Source organism: Streptomyces sp. NPDC049813, from assembly GCF_044465085.1.
In the GTDB taxonomy this organism is placed as follows: domain Bacteria; phylum Actinomycetota; class Actinomycetes; order Streptomycetales; family Streptomycetaceae; genus Streptomyces.
Genome location: NZ_JBITLI010000010.1, coordinates 288,131 through 301,751, shown reverse-complemented (window position 1 = coordinate 301,751; position 13,621 = coordinate 288,131). Strand labels below are relative to the sequence as shown.

Below are 13,621 nucleotides of genomic sequence, written 5' to 3'. Positions count from 1 at the left end.
CCGATACGACAAACGCCCCGACCGCTACCTCGCCGCCGTCACCCTCGCCAGCACACTCATCTGGCTCGACACATGATCGACAAGACGCCCCCTAGGGACAACGGCACCTGCTGGAGCGGGGGCGGCGAGCCCGGCCTGTGTCAGCCGTCCGTGCCGGGTGGCCCCTTCAGGACGGTGGGCTCGTACTCGAGGAGCTGGAGCCCGCCGTCGAAGGTGCGGCTCTCGACGAGGTCGAGGCGGACGTCCGGATACGCGTCGAAGATCCGCTCCCTGCCGGTGGCGCCGGTGATGACCGGGAAGACGACGACGCGGAAGCGGTCCACGAGCCCCGCCACGAGCAGCGACCGGCACAGCGTGAGACTGCCCAGGGTGCGCAGCGGCCGCTCGGCGTCCTTCTTCAGGTCCCGCACGGCCGCCACGGGGTCCCCGGCCACCAGTTCGGTGTTCGGCCAGTCCAGGGGCGTGCGCAGCGTCGACGAGAAGATCACCTTCGGCATGGCGCTCAGTTCGGCGAAGGCCGAGTCGTCGGGTGCCTGGGCGGCGAACCCCGCCATCAGCCGGTAGGTCGTGGCGCCCATCAGGGTGGTGTGCTGCTTCTCGGCGTCGCTGTCGATCCACGCGAGGTACTCGGGGCCACCCATGCCCCACAGCCCCGGCCAGCCGTCCGCGGCCGCGTATCCGTCGAGCGAGATGATGAAGTCCACCATGAGACGTGGCATCGGAGCGTCCCTCCACAGTGAGGTGTGTGTCGTAGGGGTGACTGCTCCCCGCCCTCGAAATCATCGCGCGCTTTCCCGCCCAGTGCCGTGCCGGGCCGGGCGGGAGGGGCCGTTCAAGGAGGAACAGGTTCTGATGTCGTCTTCGAAGCGCGTGCCGTCGGCCGAGGGCTCGCGGCTGCCGATCTGCGCCACCTGCGGCGTGCAGTACGGGGCGCCCCGCGCCGACTGCCCGATCTGTCTGGACGAGCGCCAGTACGTGGGGTGGGACGGTCAGCGGTGGACCTCGCTGGCCGAGCTGCGCGCCTGCGGCCACCGGGGCCGGCTGAAGGAGGAGGGGCCCGGCGTGGTCGGGCTCGACGCGGTGCCGTCGGTGGGCATCGGCCAGCGCGCGCTGCTGGTCCGGTCGCCGTCCGGCAACGTGCTGTGGGACTGCGTCGGCTACCTCGACGACGACCTCGCCGCCCGGATCGAGGAGCTGGGCGGGATCAGCGCGATCGCCGTGAGCCATCCGCACTTCTACGGGGTGATGGCCGAGTGGGGGCGGGCGTTCGACGCGCCGGTGTACGTCCATGCGGCCGACCGCCGCTGGGTGGCGCGGCCGGACCCGGCGATCGAGTACTGGAGCGGCGACACCCACCGGATCGCGCCCGGTATGACGCTGATCAACGCCGGCACGCACTTCGCCGGAGGCACCGTGCTGCACTGGGCCGACGACCCCGAGGGGCACGGCGCGCTGTTCAGCGGCGACATCTTCATGGTGGTGATGGACCGGCGGTGGGTCAGCTTCATGTACAGCATCCCCAACTTCATCCCGGAGCGGCCGGGCACCGTCCGCCGGGCACTGAACCTGGTCGAACCGTTCGCCTTCGAGCGCATCTACGGGGGGTTCTGGGGGCGGGTGGTCAGCGCCGACGGGGCGGCCGCGGTGCGGCGTTCCGCGGACCGCTACCTGCGGTTCGCCGAGGGGGACGGGGCGTAGCGGCGCCGCGGTCCTGTGGCGGCCCGCGCCGCCCCTGTTCCTCGCCGCGGACGCTCGGCCCGTACGGGGCGGCAGCCTTCAGCCCGTGCGGGGCGGCAGCCTGTGCAGCTCCACCTCGGTCAGCTGCCCCGCGTCCACCACGGCCGTCATGTACGTGCAGTACGGCTGACGGCGGCGGTCGGTCGGCGATCCCGGGTTCAGCAACCGCAGCCCGCCGGGGGCCGTGGTGTCCCAGGGGATGTGGCTGTGCCCGAAGACCAGGAGGTCGAGTTCGGGGAAGCGCTCGGCGCAGCGGCGCTCCCGTCCCTGGGCCGCGCCCGTCTCGTGGACGACACCGACGCGCACCCCGTCCAGCTCCGCGCGGGCCACTTCGGGCAGCCGGTCGCGCAGCTCCGGGCCGTCGTTGTTGCCGTGGACCGCGAGGAGGCGGCGGGAGCGGCTCTCCAGTAGGTCCAGGGTGGCGGTGTCCACCCAGTCGCCGGCGTGGACGACCACGTCGGCGCGCGGTACCCGGGCGAGGAGTTCCGCGGGCAGCGCCTTCGCACGCTTCGGCAGATGCGTGTCCGAGATCAGCAGCAGAAGCATGTCCCCACTATCGCGCACCGCCGCCCGGGCCTCCGCGTCCCTCACGGTACGGTGCGCCCGCCCCGGGTGTCCGTGATCGTTCCGCGGGGAAAGGCACACCCGTGCGCGAAGCGACTGATCCACTTCTCAACCTCGTCAGACGCGGCAAGGAACCCGCCGTGGTGCAGACGGTGCGCTCCACCGCCGCGGCCGTCATCTCCTACGTCGTCGCGGTCCGGCTGAGCAGCGAACCCGTCCCCCTCACGGCGCCCCTGACGGCGCTGCTCGTCGTCCAGGTCACGCTCTTCGCGACGATCCGCACCGCCATCAGCCGGGTGAACGCGGTCGTGGCGGGGGTGCTGATCGCGATCGGGTTCAGTGCGCTGGTCGGGCTCACGTGGTGGAGCCTCGGCCTGATCATTCTGGCCGCGCTGACCATCGGCCGGTTCGTCAAGGCGGGTGACTTCCTCGTCGAGGTCGCGATCAGCGCGATGCTCGTCCTCGGTGTCACCCAGGCGGCGGGCGCGGCCTGGGACCGCGTCCTGGAGACCCTGATCGGGGCGGTCGTCGGCTTCCTCTTCAACACCCTGTTCGTCCCGCCGGTGTGGGTGTCGTCGGCGAGCGAGTCGCTGCTCGACCTCTCCCGGCGGATGGCCCACCTGACGAGCAGGATGCACGAGCAGCTCTCTGGCCCCGTGTCGGTCGAGGAAGCGGCGTCGCGGCTGTACGAGGCACGCCGTCTCGACAACGACATCGCCGATGTCGACGCGGCGCTGCGGCAGGCCGAGGACAGCCTGCGGCTCAACCCGCGCGTCAAGGAGGGCCTGCTCTCCCGGGTCGTCCTGCGCACGGGCCTCGACACGCTGGAGATCTGCTCGGTCGTCCTGCGCGTCTCCACCAGGACGCTGACCGACCTCGCCAAGGCGCGCGCGGGCGAGCCGCTCTTCCCGCCGCACGTCTCGGCCGCGATCAGGGAGATGTACGACCATCTGGGCGGCGCCTTCCAGGCGTTCGCCGTCCTGATCACCTCGCAGGTCAGTGCCAACGCGGAGGATGCCGAGTCCCGGCTCACCAAGGAGCTCGCGGCGGGGCGCGAGAGCCGCGACCGGCTCGCCGCCATGCTGCTCGACCTGGTGCGCGACCACCCCGGCCAGTGGCAGCTGCACGGGGCGCTGCTGGCCGAGGCGGACCGGATCCTGGACGAGATGGACGTCGACAAGCGCTCCGCGCGGCTGGTGGAGGAACTTGATCTGCGGGCGCGTGAGATGCAGGACAAGCATCCGCGGCTGACCGCGCTGCGGCGTTCGCTGCGCGGGTTCGCCCGCCGGCTGCGCCGCCGTTGACCCGCTGGACGCCGGCTGCCGGGGCCGGCGTCCTGGGCCCCGGGTCATGGGCCCAGGTCACGGCCGTACGCTGAGGGTGCTTGCCGCCGCGCCACACTCCAGGAGAACCGCCATGAACACCACCCCGCTCCCGTCACTCCTGGAGGAGTTCCCGGTCGTCGCCAGCATCAAGGACGAGGACGACCTGGACGCCGTGCTGCGCTCCGAGTGCCGCGTCGTCTTCCTGCTCTACGGCACGGTCCTCGACCTGCCCGCGGTCGTGCAGCGGCTCAAGGACGACGGCCGGGTGGTGCTCGTCAACGTGGATCTGCTCGAAGGGTTCGCGACCAAGGAGATCGTGGTCCGGTACGTCAAGGAGCGGACGGCGGCCGACGGCATCCTCAGCTCCAAGGGGTTCCTGCTGCGCGCGGCCCGCGAGCTGGGGCTCTACGCGGTGCACCGCTTCTTCCTCATCGACTCGATGTCGTACCGCAACCTCGCGCCGCAGCTGCGCATGTCGAAGGCGGACTGCGTGGAGATCCTGCCCGGCTGCATGCCGCGGGTCATCTCCTGGGTCGTCGCGGACATCGACGTACCGCTCATCGCGGGCGGTCTGGTCTGCGACCGGGACGACGTGTTCGCCGCGCTGAAGGCCGGGGCGAGCGCGATCGCGTCGTCGAACCGGGAGGTCTGGGCGATGTGAAATCGGGGGTTGACACTGTCGTCACCCGCGATTTACTTTTGCGGAGCGGTCCGCCACAGGCACCGCACCGGACTGCACGACAATCGCATAACGGCTTCCGGGACAAGGGTCGACGCACCCTCGTGCCGAAGCAGTTACTAGAGACCAGAGAACAGTAACTCCACCCGATACCGGGAGAGTTGCTGTTCTTTTTTTGTGCCCTTTCGGGCGCCCCGTCCTGCCCTGCATTTCCACGAAGAGGTGATGAGCGCCGTGACCAGGTCCCAGCGCTGGGTCAGCTTTCTGATCCTGTCGATGACCTGCGGAATCATCTATCAGGTCGCGTACATACGGTTCGTGTTCCTGGGCCCCACGGCGCAGGCCCTCGCTCTCTCGTCGCAGGACTACGCCAACATCGTCTCGGTCTTCGGCGTCGTCGCGATGGTGATGTACTTCTTCGGCGGCTGGTTCGCCGACAAGTTCCGTCCCAAAGCCCTTGTGGTGACGGCCTTGGTGGGAACGGGCCTCGCCGATCTCTATCTCGGGACCGTCCCCGGATACTGGGGAATTCTCGCCGCGCACGTCCTGATGGCCGTCATGGGAATGGGCCTTTACTGGGCCGCCCTGGTGAAAGCCATCGGAATGCTGGGCGATTCCTCCGAGCAGGGCCGTCTCTTCGGTTTCCTGGAGGGCGTGCGGGGTGTCACGTCGACGATCGTCGGCTTCGTGGGGACGGCCGTCGTCGCGGCGAGCGTCGCCGAGGCGGCGGGCGTGCTCTGGCTGATCCGGATCTACGGCATCCTGTGCTTCGTCTACGCCGCGCTCGTGTGGCTGTTCGTCAGGGGTGACGAGAAGCGGCTGGCGCACCTCGGCTCCAGCACCCTCACCCTGCGCCAGCTGGGGCGCGCCGCGCGGAACAAGTACACGTGGCTGATCGGCGGCACGGTCATGCTGATGTACTGCTTCTACACGACGCTCGGCTACTTCTCGCCGCTGCTGGAGCACCAGTACGGGATGGCCGCCGCGCTCATCGGTGTCATCGGCGTCGTGCGCACCTACGTCTTCCAGTTCGTCGCCGGTCCGGCCGGTGGGGTCGTCGTGGACAAGGTCACCCGGTCCACACCTCGCTTCCTGCGCTGGATGTTCGCGGGTTGCGCGGCCGTCGCCCTCGTCTTCCTGGTCCTGCCGCGCGACTCCGCCTTCACCTGGGTGGCGCTGGGGCTGATGTTCGCGCTCTGCCTGCTGGTGTTCGCCAGCCGGGGCGTCTACTGGGCGCAGGTCGGCGAGGTCGAGGTCCCGGAGGGCGAGCGCGGCGGTGTCATCGGCCTCGCCTCGGGGCTCGCCTACCTGCCCGACGCGTTCCTGCCGACGGTGTGCGCCTGGTGGATCGGCGATCCGGCCGCCACGCCCGCCGTTCCCGAGCACGGCGGCGGCTACACCACTCTCTTCCTGTTCCTCCTGGCCATGGCGGTGCTCGGCCTGTGGCTGACCACCCTGACCGTCCGGGTCCGGCGCCGGGAACTGGCCGCGGCCGCCGCGCCGGACACCCCTCGGGTGGTGCCCGCGACCGCCTGAACCGCCCCGCCAGGAACCCTGCCCGCAGCGCACCACGAAAGAGCGATCCCCCTCATGGACATCACCGAGTTCCACCGCGACTTCTTCTCCCTCGACGGCAAGAACGCCATCGTCACCGGCGGCAACACCGGCCTGGGTCAGGCCTTCTCGCTGGCCCTGGCCAAGGCGGGGGCGAACGTCTTCGTGCCGTCGGTCACCGACGACGACGGCGCCACCCGCACGCTCATCGAGGCCGAGGGCCGCCGCATGGAGTTCCTGGCGGCCGACCTCACCCGGCCCGGGGTGCCGCGGCAGATCGTCGAGGGGTGTGTCGACGCCTTCGGGTCGGTCGACATCGTGGTGAACTCGGCCGGCATCTGCAACCTGGCCGAGGTGGAGAAGTTCGGCCGGTCCGAGTGGGACCCGATGATCAGCGTGAACCTCACGGCCCCGTTCGAGCTGAGCCACGAGGCGATCCGGTTCATGATCCCGCAGCGCTCCGGGAAGATCATCAACATCGCGTCGATGTTCTCCTTCCTCGGCGGCCAGTGGTCCCCCGCCTACGCGGCCACCAAGCACGGCATCGCCGGCTTCACCAAGGCGTACTGCGACGAGGTCGCGCAGCACAACATCCAGGTCAACGCGATCGCGCCCGGGTACTTCGCCACGAAGATCACCGAAGCGACCCGTGCGGACCCGACGACCGACCAGCGGGTCCTTGACCACATCCCGGCCGGCCGCTGGGGCGACGTCGCCGACCTGATGGGAACGACGGTCTTCCTCGCCTCCCGCGCGTCGGACTACGTCAACGGCCACGTGCTCCCGGTCGACGGAGGCTACTTGGTCCGCTGAGCCCGACCCCGGCGCCCCCCCGCCGACGGGACGTGCGCGACGCACCCGTCACCCCGGACACGTAAGACACCCAAGACACGTACGGCACGCCCTCACACCCCCCTCACACCGCACCGAACGAGGTAGATCACCATGGCCCAGTCGCTCTCCAAGCTGTCCCGCGCGGACATCGTCGCCCGCCTGACGGACCTGCTCGCCGCCGGGCAGATCGTCACGGACGAGGAGCAGCTCAAGCTCGCGAGCGTCGACCGGTTCAAGAAGTACCAGTCCGTGCACGGCATCTTCGACGGCCCGCTGCCCGCCGCGATCGTCAACGCGCGCTCCACCGAGGACGTCGCGAAGGTCCTGGCCTTCGCCGACGAGAACAAGATCAACGTCGTGGCCCGCACCGGCCGCACCGGCACCGAGGGCGGTCTGGAGACGGCGGTCGAGGACACGATCGTGCTGGACGGCTCCGGCCTCGACGAGATCATCTTGATCGATCCCGAGAACATGCAGGTCACCGTCGGCTGCGGCGTCCCGCTGCAGGTCCTGGAGGACAAGCTGCGCGAGCAGGGCCTGACCACCGGCCACTCCCCGCAGTCCAAGCCGCTCGCCCAGTACGGCGGTCTCGTCTCCACCCGCTCCATCGGCCAGTTCTCCACGCTGTACGGCGCGATCGAGGACATGGTCGTCGGCCTGGAGGCGGTCTTCCCCGACGGCACGGTGACCCGCATCAAGAACGTGCCGCGCCGCTCGGCGGGCCCGGACATCCGGCACATCGTCATCGGCAACGAGGGCGCCCTGTGCTACATCACCGAGGTCACGGTCAAGATCTTCAAGTACCAGCCGGAGAACAACGAGTTCCACGGCTTCCTCGTCGACGACCTCGCCACCGGCGTCAAGGTCATCCGCGAGGTCGTGACGAACGGCTTCAAGCCCTCGGTGGTCCGGGTCTACTCGCCGGAGGACGCCCGCCAGCACTTCGCGCACTTCTACGACGGCAAGGTCGTCGTCGTCTTCGTCGCCGAGGGCCCCCGGGGCATCGTGCGGGCGACGAGCGAGGAGATCGAGCGCGTCATCGGCCAGTACCCGCACGAGAAGGTCGACCCGGCCCTCATCGAGGACTGGTTCGACCACCTCAACTGGGGCGTCGACAAGATCGAGGCCGAGAAGCAGGTCATGCTCCAGAAGGCCGAACTCGGCTACACCACCGAGGTGTCGGTCGACTGGTCGCGCACCGTCGAGCTGTACGACAACGTCATGCGCCGCATCCGCACCGAGTTCCCCGCGGCGGACGACCTCGTGATGCTGGGCGCCCACTCCTCGCACAGCTACCAGACGGGTACGAACCTCTACTTCGTCTACGACTACAAGATCAACTGCGAGCCGCGCGAAGAGATCCACAAGTACCACGTCCCGCTGAACGCGATCATCGTCGAGGAGTCCCTGAAGGTCGGCGGCTCGATCGTCCACCACCACGGCATCGGCAAGTACCGCGCGCCCTGGACCACGCAGGAGCACGGCAGCGCGTACGCGATCCTCGCCAAGCTCAAGGAGACGTTCGACCCGAACGGGATCATGAACAAGGGCACCATCTTCCCGATGGACGCCTGACGTCCCGGAAGGGGCCCTGGAGTTCGGCCGCGAACTCCAGGGCCCCGTCCCCCGCGTCCTCCTGAGTCCTCACGCGCTCTTCTCACCCGTACGACCTGACCGGAGTGGGCATGTCCAGCACCCGTCCCCGCTACTTCATCGGCATCGACAACGGCTCCCAGTCGTCCAAGGTGACCGTCTACGACGCCCACGGCCGTGCCGTCAGCGAGGGCCACGCCGCGCTGCGGCCCTACGACACCCCGCGCCCCGGGGTCGTCGAGCACCCGGACGACGACCTGTGGACGTCGATCGGGGCGGCGAGCCGCGCGGCCATGGCGGCGTTCGACGGCGACCCGGCGGACATCGCGGGTGTGGGCCTGTGCACGATCCGCTTCTGCCGCGCGATCCTCACGGCGGACGGCACGCTCGCCCAGCCGGTGATGAGCTGGATGGACGAGCGGGTCGCCCTGCCGTACACGCGGACGAACCCGGACGCGGCGTACGTCACCACGTCGTCCGGTTACATCAGCCACCGTATGACCGGGGCCTTCCGCGACACCGCGGCCAACTACGCCGGCATGTGGCCGCTGGACCCGGACACCTGGCAGTGGACGGAGGACGACGCGGAACTCGCCAAGTACGGCATTCCGCGCGACATGCTCGTCGAGCTGGTCCTGCCCGGCGAGACGCTCGGCACCGTGACCCCCGCCGCGGCGGCCCACACCGGCATCCCGGCCGGTCTCCCCGTGGTCGCCACCGCCAACGACAAGGCCGTCGAGGCCCTCGGCTGCGGGCTGCGCTCCCCCGACACCCTCCTCATCTCCCTCGGCACCTACGTCGCGGGCATGACGACCGGCCCACGCAACGTCCCCGACGCGACCGACTTCTGGACCAACTACGCCTGCGCGCCGCACTCCTATCTCTACGAGTCGCACGGCGTCCGGCGCGGGATGTGGACGGTGAGCTGGTACCGCGACCTGCTGGGCGAGGAGGCCGCCGCGCACGCGCGGGAGGCGGGGCTGTCCGTGGAGGACCACCTCAACGCCGAGGCGGCGAAGGTGCCGCCGGGCTCCGACGGCCTGATGACGGTCCTGGACTGGCTGGCGCCCGGCGACGCCCCCTACCGCAAGGGCTCCCTGCTCGGCTTCGACGGCCGCCAGGGCCGGTTCCACATCTACCGCTCGATGCTGGAGGGGCTCGCGCTGACCGTCCACGACACGGGCGCCCGGATGGCGGCGGAGCTGGGCGCGGAGTACCGCGAGGTCATCGTCTCCGGCGGCGGGTCCCGCTCCGACCTCATGATGCAGATCCAGGCCGACGTCCACGGCCTGCCCGCCCGCCGCGCCGAGGCCGCCAGCGCGGCGGGGCTCGGCTCCGCCATCTGCGCGGCGGTCGGCCTCGGCGCGTACGCGGACTTCGACGAAGCGGTGGCCGCGATGGTGCGCCCGGGCGCGACCTTCCTGCCGAGCCAGGACCACCATGAGGTCTACCGGCGCCTGGAGAGCGTGTACCGGGAGATCCGCGGTCACACGGACGCGGTCTACCGGCGGAGCTTCGACCTCTTCGGGTAGTCGGTCCGCGGGCCGGGCCGGGCCGGGCGGGGCGGGGCGGGGCGGGGACCGGCGCGGCCGAGGTTCAGGCCAGTCCGCCGCTCGCGCGCAGGTTCTGGCCGGTGATCCAGCGGCCGTCCGGGCCGGTCAGGAACGCGACGACGTCGGCGACGTCGGAGGGTCGTCCCAGGCGGCCGAGCGGTGTCCTGCCGATGACCGCGTCGAGAGCCTCCGGCGGGTTGGTTCCGCGCAGCAGATCGGTGTCGGTCGCCCCCGGTGAGACGGTGTTGACCGTGATGCCGCGCGGCCCGAGCTCCCGCGCGGCGACCGCGGTCAGCTGCTCGATGGCCCCCTTGCTGGCGGCGTACGGCGCGATGCCGGGGACGGGCCGGGTGGTGTTCAGGGTCGAGATGTTCACGATCCGCCCGCCGTCGCGCATGTGCCGGGCCGCGTGACGCATCGTCAGGAACACCGATCTGGTGTTGCCGGCCATCAGCCGGTCGAACACCTCCGCGTCGGTCTCGGCGAGCGGAGCGGGTGTGAAGGACATCGCCGCGTTGTTCACCAGGATGTCCAGGGCGCCGAGGTGCGCGTCGGCGGCTTCCATCAACCGCTCCGCGGCATCCGGTTCCCCCAGGTCCAGGCGTATGGCCCGGACCTTCCCGCCGTCCGCCCGCACGGCGCGGACGACGTCGGCCGCGGCGTCCTCGCTGGCCGCGTAGTTGAAGACGACGTCCACGCCGTCGCGGCAGAGGCGTTCGACGATGGCCCGGCCGATGCCGCGGGAGCCGCCGGTGACGACGGCCGTTCTGTCTGTGGGCACTGTTCCTCCAGGGTCGGTCGCGGACGGGTGATCCGGAACGTGAACGTTCGAAGGACGGTACTGGGACGCGCGACAGGCGACAGACGCCGGGCGCGGCCGTTGGACGGCGCCCCGGACCCCCTCCTCGCGCGGGACGGAAGCGGACGCCCTTGCTCCGGTGCACCGCCTTCCGTAACCTGTAGCAGGTGAATAGCATTAGTGACCCTTACATGCTGCACGAGGGGGCACCCTCTGTGCAGACGTACCTGCGACTGCGCTCGGTGTCCGGGCTGAGTGCGAAGACCGTACAGGCCGCGGAAGCCGGTCTGCCGCACACCTGGTACGGCGTGACGGTGCTGCACGGTGACGACCGGCGTCCGGTCGGCATGGGCCGCGTCATCGGCGACGGTGGCTGCTTCTTCCAGATCGTCGACATCTGTGTCACGCCGGAGCACCAGGGCCGGGGGCTCGGCAAGCGGATCATGGCGGAGCTTGTCCGCGAGTTGGAGTCGCGGGCACCGGAGGGCGCCTATGTCTCCTTGATCGCGGACGGCGACGCACGGTTCCTGTATGAGAAGTTCGGGTTTCGGGAGACGGCTCCGGCGTCGGTGGGCATGCACCGCATGGTGCGCTCCGGCTGACTTCGGGGCGGCGCCGCCTCCCAGGCTCGCGGCTACGGCGCGCAGACGGGCCGGCTTCGCGCGGGCGCGGAGGCAGGGCGCCCGGCGCCCAGCGGCGGCGTCCGTTTGACGGCATGGCTCACGATCGCCGTCTCGACCTGCGTGATGCCGAGGCCGGTCAGGTCGGCGGAGAGGAAGCCGTAGAGCGCCGCCAGGTCGGGGAAGTAGGCGGCCGCGTGCAGGTTCGAGGGGCCGGAGGTCGCGAACGCGCCGTGTACGGCCGGGTGGTCGGCCAGCGCCCGGCCCGCGGCGGCCAGGTGGTCGGGGGCGACGTGCAGCAGCAGCTTGGCCTCGATGGGCAGCCCGATCCGGCGGGGGTCGACCAGGACCTGTGTCACCAGCCGTCCCTGGGATGCCAGTTGGGCGATCCGGCGGCGCACCGTCGTCTCCGGACGGCCGGTGCGGGCGGCCAGGGCGGCGGCGGAGAGCCGGGCGTCGGGCGTGAGCGCGGTGATGAGCGACTGCTCGACGGGGTCGGTGTCGACGCCGTACGGCCCCGCGGAGCGGGCGGGTGCCGGGGAGTGGACGGTCTTCGGGGCCGGACCCGGGTCGGGCCATGTCAGAGCCGTCCGCTCGGCCGGGGTCAGCACGGCGTGCCGCCACTCGGACGTGAGCCGGAAGACGTGCAGGATCGTGGCGCTCTCCAGGGAGGTGACCGCCTGCGTGGAGGGCAGTTGGCGGAACACCAGCGGGTCGCGGGAACCGGGTTCGGTGCGGGCCACCGCGAAGATCTCGTCACCCGCGGTGGTGACGTCGACGAACGGGATGTCGTCCCGCGCCGCGAGCGCGGCCACGATCGTGTCGAGCTTTCCCCGTAGCACTCTGATGCGGAGGAACAGTGCGCCCGCCGAGCCGCCGTCGCGCGGGCGCGCGACCGGGGAGATCACCACCCGCACGGTGCCGTCCGCGGTGAGCGCGTGCAGGCGGCGGCGCACGGTGGCGGGGCTGCGGTCCAGGGCTTGCGCCGCCCGCTCGGCGGTGAGCCGCCCGTCGCACTGGAGGGCGGCCACCAGCCGTTGGTCCGTGGAGTCGAGCACGGAATCCGCCGAAACGTTGGCCATGCAGGCGAGTTTCGCTCATCGCGGTGCCGCTGGCGGCCTCTTTCGCCGGACCCCGTTCCAGCATGAGGACACGTAGTCGGGCCGTCCGACAAAGACCCGAGCCCGAACCCCGAGCCCGAGCCCGAGCCCCGAGCCCCGAGCCCCGAGCCCCGAGCCCCGAGCCCCGAGCCCCGAAGGGAACCTTCCCGTGCCCCTCCCCGACCTCCGCGAGAAAGTCCGTTTCACCAGCGGTGACACGACATGCGCCGCCTGGCATTATCCCGGCACCAACGGCGGGTGCGTGGTCATGGCGGGCGGCACCGCTGTGACCAAGGAACCCGCCACGGACCGCTTCGCCCGGCGCTTCAACGACGCCGGTTTCGCCGTCCTGGCCTTCGACCACCGCCGCTTCGGCGAGAGCGGCGGCGCCCCGCGCCAGGTCGTCCGGTTCGCCGAGCAGCGCGCCGACTGGCGGGCGGCGATCGCCTGCGCGCGGGAGCTGCCCGGCGTCGACCCGGGAGGAGTCTGCCTCTGGGGCTTCTCCCTCGGAGCCGGTCACCTCCTCCAGGTGGCGGCGGACGATCCGGGCCTGGCCGCGGCGATCGCGCAGTCGCCGGTCACCGACGGCCGCGCGCTCGCTCCGCACGCGGCGCGCGCCATGACGCCCCTCGCCCTGTTGCGGCTCATGGCCCTGGCGGTCGCGGACGGACTCGGCGGTCTCGTGGGCCTGCGTCCGCTGCTGGTCCCGACGGCAGGCGTCCGTGGTGACGTCGCCTCACTCACCACGGCCGACGCGATGGACGGCGACCGCGCCCTGGACCCCGACCGCCGCTACCCGGACTGGGACCAGAGGGTCGCCGCACGGATCGCGCTCCGCATGGGCGGCTACCGGCCCGGGCTGCACGCCTCCCGCATCCGGTGTCCTCTGCTCATGGTGGTCTGCGACCAGGACCGCAGTGCGCTGGCGGGCCCCGCTCTGCGGGCGGCGGCCGCGGCCCCCGACGCGGAGGTGCTCCGCCTCGAAGGGCGGCACTACGCCCCCTTCCTTGAGGCCCATGAGGAGACGGTCGAGGCCGAGATCGCCTTTCTGCAGAAGCACCTGACCCGCCGGCACGGGCTCGCTTGACCCCAGTGGCGGGGCCCGCCCTCGACCGCGGGTGGCGAGGGGTCGCGCTCGACCGCGGGTGGCGCGGGCCGCCGGGGCCGGGGTGGCGAGGGCCGCCGCGGCCGAACTGGACACCGTCGGCGGAGAGTCGCAGCGCCAGCGTCCGTCTCACCGCTCTGCAACAGCACTTGGTCTAG

The 13,621-nt window shown here is 71.1% G+C and carries 13 protein-coding genes; 9 read left to right on the top strand and 4 right to left on the bottom strand.

The genetic code is table 11. The features are described from left to right. Positions 1 to 140: 140 nt before the first annotated feature. Positions 141 to 719, bottom strand: coding sequence for a dihydrofolate reductase family protein (locus tag ACIBW6_RS22065; protein WP_399062090.1), 579 nt, complete (start codon positions 717 to 719; stop codon positions 141 to 143). A gap of 133 nt (positions 720 to 852) precedes the next feature. On the opposite strand from ACIBW6_RS22065, the gene ACIBW6_RS22060 reads away from it, so the two are divergent. Further along, positions 853 to 1,698 (top strand): MBL fold metallo-hydrolase, encoded by an 846-nt coding sequence (locus ACIBW6_RS22060; protein ID WP_399062088.1) that lies wholly within the window; start codon positions 853 to 855, stop codon positions 1,696 to 1,698. A 78-nt stretch (positions 1,699 to 1,776) separates the two neighbouring features. Here the strand turns inward: ACIBW6_RS22060 and ACIBW6_RS22055 are convergent, their stop codons facing one another. Then, positions 1,777 to 2,283 (bottom strand): metallophosphoesterase family protein, encoded by a 507-nt coding sequence (locus ACIBW6_RS22055; protein ID WP_399062087.1) that lies wholly within the window; start codon positions 2,281 to 2,283, stop codon positions 1,777 to 1,779. A gap of 101 nt (positions 2,284 to 2,384) precedes the next feature. Between ACIBW6_RS22055 and ACIBW6_RS22050 the strand changes: the two genes are divergently transcribed. From ACIBW6_RS22050 to ACIBW6_RS22025, 6 genes are all read left to right on the top strand, one after another. Then, positions 2,385 to 3,605 (top strand): aromatic acid exporter family protein, encoded by a 1,221-nt coding sequence (locus ACIBW6_RS22050; RefSeq protein WP_399062085.1) that lies wholly within the window; start codon positions 2,385 to 2,387, stop codon positions 3,603 to 3,605. 112 nt (positions 3,606 to 3,717) lie between these two features. Further along, the gene (locus ACIBW6_RS22045; protein ID WP_399062083.1) at positions 3,718 to 4,287 is read left to right on the top strand and encodes a glycerol-3-phosphate responsive antiterminator; all 570 of its coding nucleotides are present in this window, start codon (positions 3,718 to 3,720) and stop codon (positions 4,285 to 4,287) included. Positions 4,288 to 4,539: 252 nt separating this feature from the next. Further along, on the top strand, positions 4,540 to 5,841 hold the full coding sequence (locus ACIBW6_RS22040; protein ID WP_399062081.1) for a nitrate/nitrite transporter: 1,302 nt from the start codon (positions 4,540 to 4,542) through the stop codon (positions 5,839 to 5,841). Between the two features lie 54 nt (positions 5,842 to 5,895). After that, on the top strand, positions 5,896 to 6,672 hold the full coding sequence (locus ACIBW6_RS22035; protein WP_399062079.1) for an SDR family NAD(P)-dependent oxidoreductase: 777 nt from the start codon (positions 5,896 to 5,898) through the stop codon (positions 6,670 to 6,672). Positions 6,673 to 6,804: 132 nt separating this feature from the next. After that, positions 6,805 to 8,268, top strand: a complete 1,464-nt coding sequence (locus ACIBW6_RS22030; RefSeq protein ID WP_399062077.1) for an FAD-binding oxidoreductase — start codon at positions 6,805 to 6,807, stop codon at positions 8,266 to 8,268. A 110-nt stretch (positions 8,269 to 8,378) separates the two neighbouring features. Next, on the top strand, positions 8,379 to 9,818 hold the full coding sequence (locus ACIBW6_RS22025) for an FGGY-family carbohydrate kinase (protein ID WP_399062075.1): 1,440 nt from the start codon (positions 8,379 to 8,381) through the stop codon (positions 9,816 to 9,818). 64 nt (positions 9,819 to 9,882) lie between these two features. On the opposite strand, the gene ACIBW6_RS22020 is transcribed toward ACIBW6_RS22025, so the two are convergent. Then, positions 9,883 to 10,620: an SDR family oxidoreductase gene (locus tag ACIBW6_RS22020; protein WP_399062073.1), complete on the bottom strand. Its 738-nt coding sequence runs from the start codon at positions 10,618 to 10,620 to the stop codon at positions 9,883 to 9,885. A gap of 209 nt (positions 10,621 to 10,829) precedes the next feature. On the opposite strand from ACIBW6_RS22020, the gene ACIBW6_RS22015 reads away from it, so the two are divergent. Next, positions 10,830 to 11,240, top strand: coding sequence for a GNAT family N-acetyltransferase (locus ACIBW6_RS22015; protein ID WP_399062071.1), 411 nt, complete (start codon positions 10,830 to 10,832; stop codon positions 11,238 to 11,240). 32 nt (positions 11,241 to 11,272) lie between these two features. Here ACIBW6_RS22015 and ACIBW6_RS22010 read toward each other — a convergent pair whose 3' ends face one another. Further along, positions 11,273 to 12,340 (bottom strand): Lrp/AsnC family transcriptional regulator, encoded by a 1,068-nt coding sequence (locus tag ACIBW6_RS22010; protein ID WP_399062069.1) that lies wholly within the window; start codon positions 12,338 to 12,340, stop codon positions 11,273 to 11,275. 187 nt (positions 12,341 to 12,527) lie between these two features. Here ACIBW6_RS22010 and ACIBW6_RS22005 point away from each other — a divergent pair, with 187 nt between their 5' ends. Further along, positions 12,528 to 13,445, top strand: coding sequence for an alpha/beta hydrolase (locus ACIBW6_RS22005; RefSeq protein ID WP_399062067.1), 918 nt, complete (start codon positions 12,528 to 12,530; stop codon positions 13,443 to 13,445). The last annotated feature ends 176 nt before the right edge of the window (positions 13,446 to 13,621 follow it).

Coding starts and splice junctions, on each gene's coding strand:
- ACIBW6_RS22025 (WP_399062075.1), top strand. CDS start 8,379: ATGTCCAGCACCCGTCCCCGCTACTTCATCGGCATCGACAACGGCTCC.
- ACIBW6_RS22045 (WP_399062083.1), top strand. CDS start 3,718: ATGAACACCACCCCGCTCCCGTCACTCCTGGAGGAGTTCCCGGTCGTC.
- ACIBW6_RS22010 (WP_399062069.1), bottom strand. CDS start 12,340: ATGGCCAACGTTTCGGCGGATTCCGTGCTCGACTCCACGGACCAACGG.
- ACIBW6_RS22060 (WP_399062088.1), top strand. CDS start 853: ATGTCGTCTTCGAAGCGCGTGCCGTCGGCCGAGGGCTCGCGGCTGCCG.
- ACIBW6_RS22035 (WP_399062079.1), top strand. CDS start 5,896: ATGGACATCACCGAGTTCCACCGCGACTTCTTCTCCCTCGACGGCAAG.
- ACIBW6_RS22030 (WP_399062077.1), top strand. CDS start 6,805: ATGGCCCAGTCGCTCTCCAAGCTGTCCCGCGCGGACATCGTCGCCCGC.
- ACIBW6_RS22055 (WP_399062087.1), bottom strand. CDS start 2,283: ATGCTTCTGCTGCTGATCTCGGACACGCATCTGCCGAAGCGTGCGAAG.
- ACIBW6_RS22015 (WP_399062071.1), top strand. CDS start 10,830: ATGCTGCACGAGGGGGCACCCTCTGTGCAGACGTACCTGCGACTGCGC.
- ACIBW6_RS22065 (WP_399062090.1), bottom strand. CDS start 719: ATGCCACGTCTCATGGTGGACTTCATCATCTCGCTCGACGGATACGCG.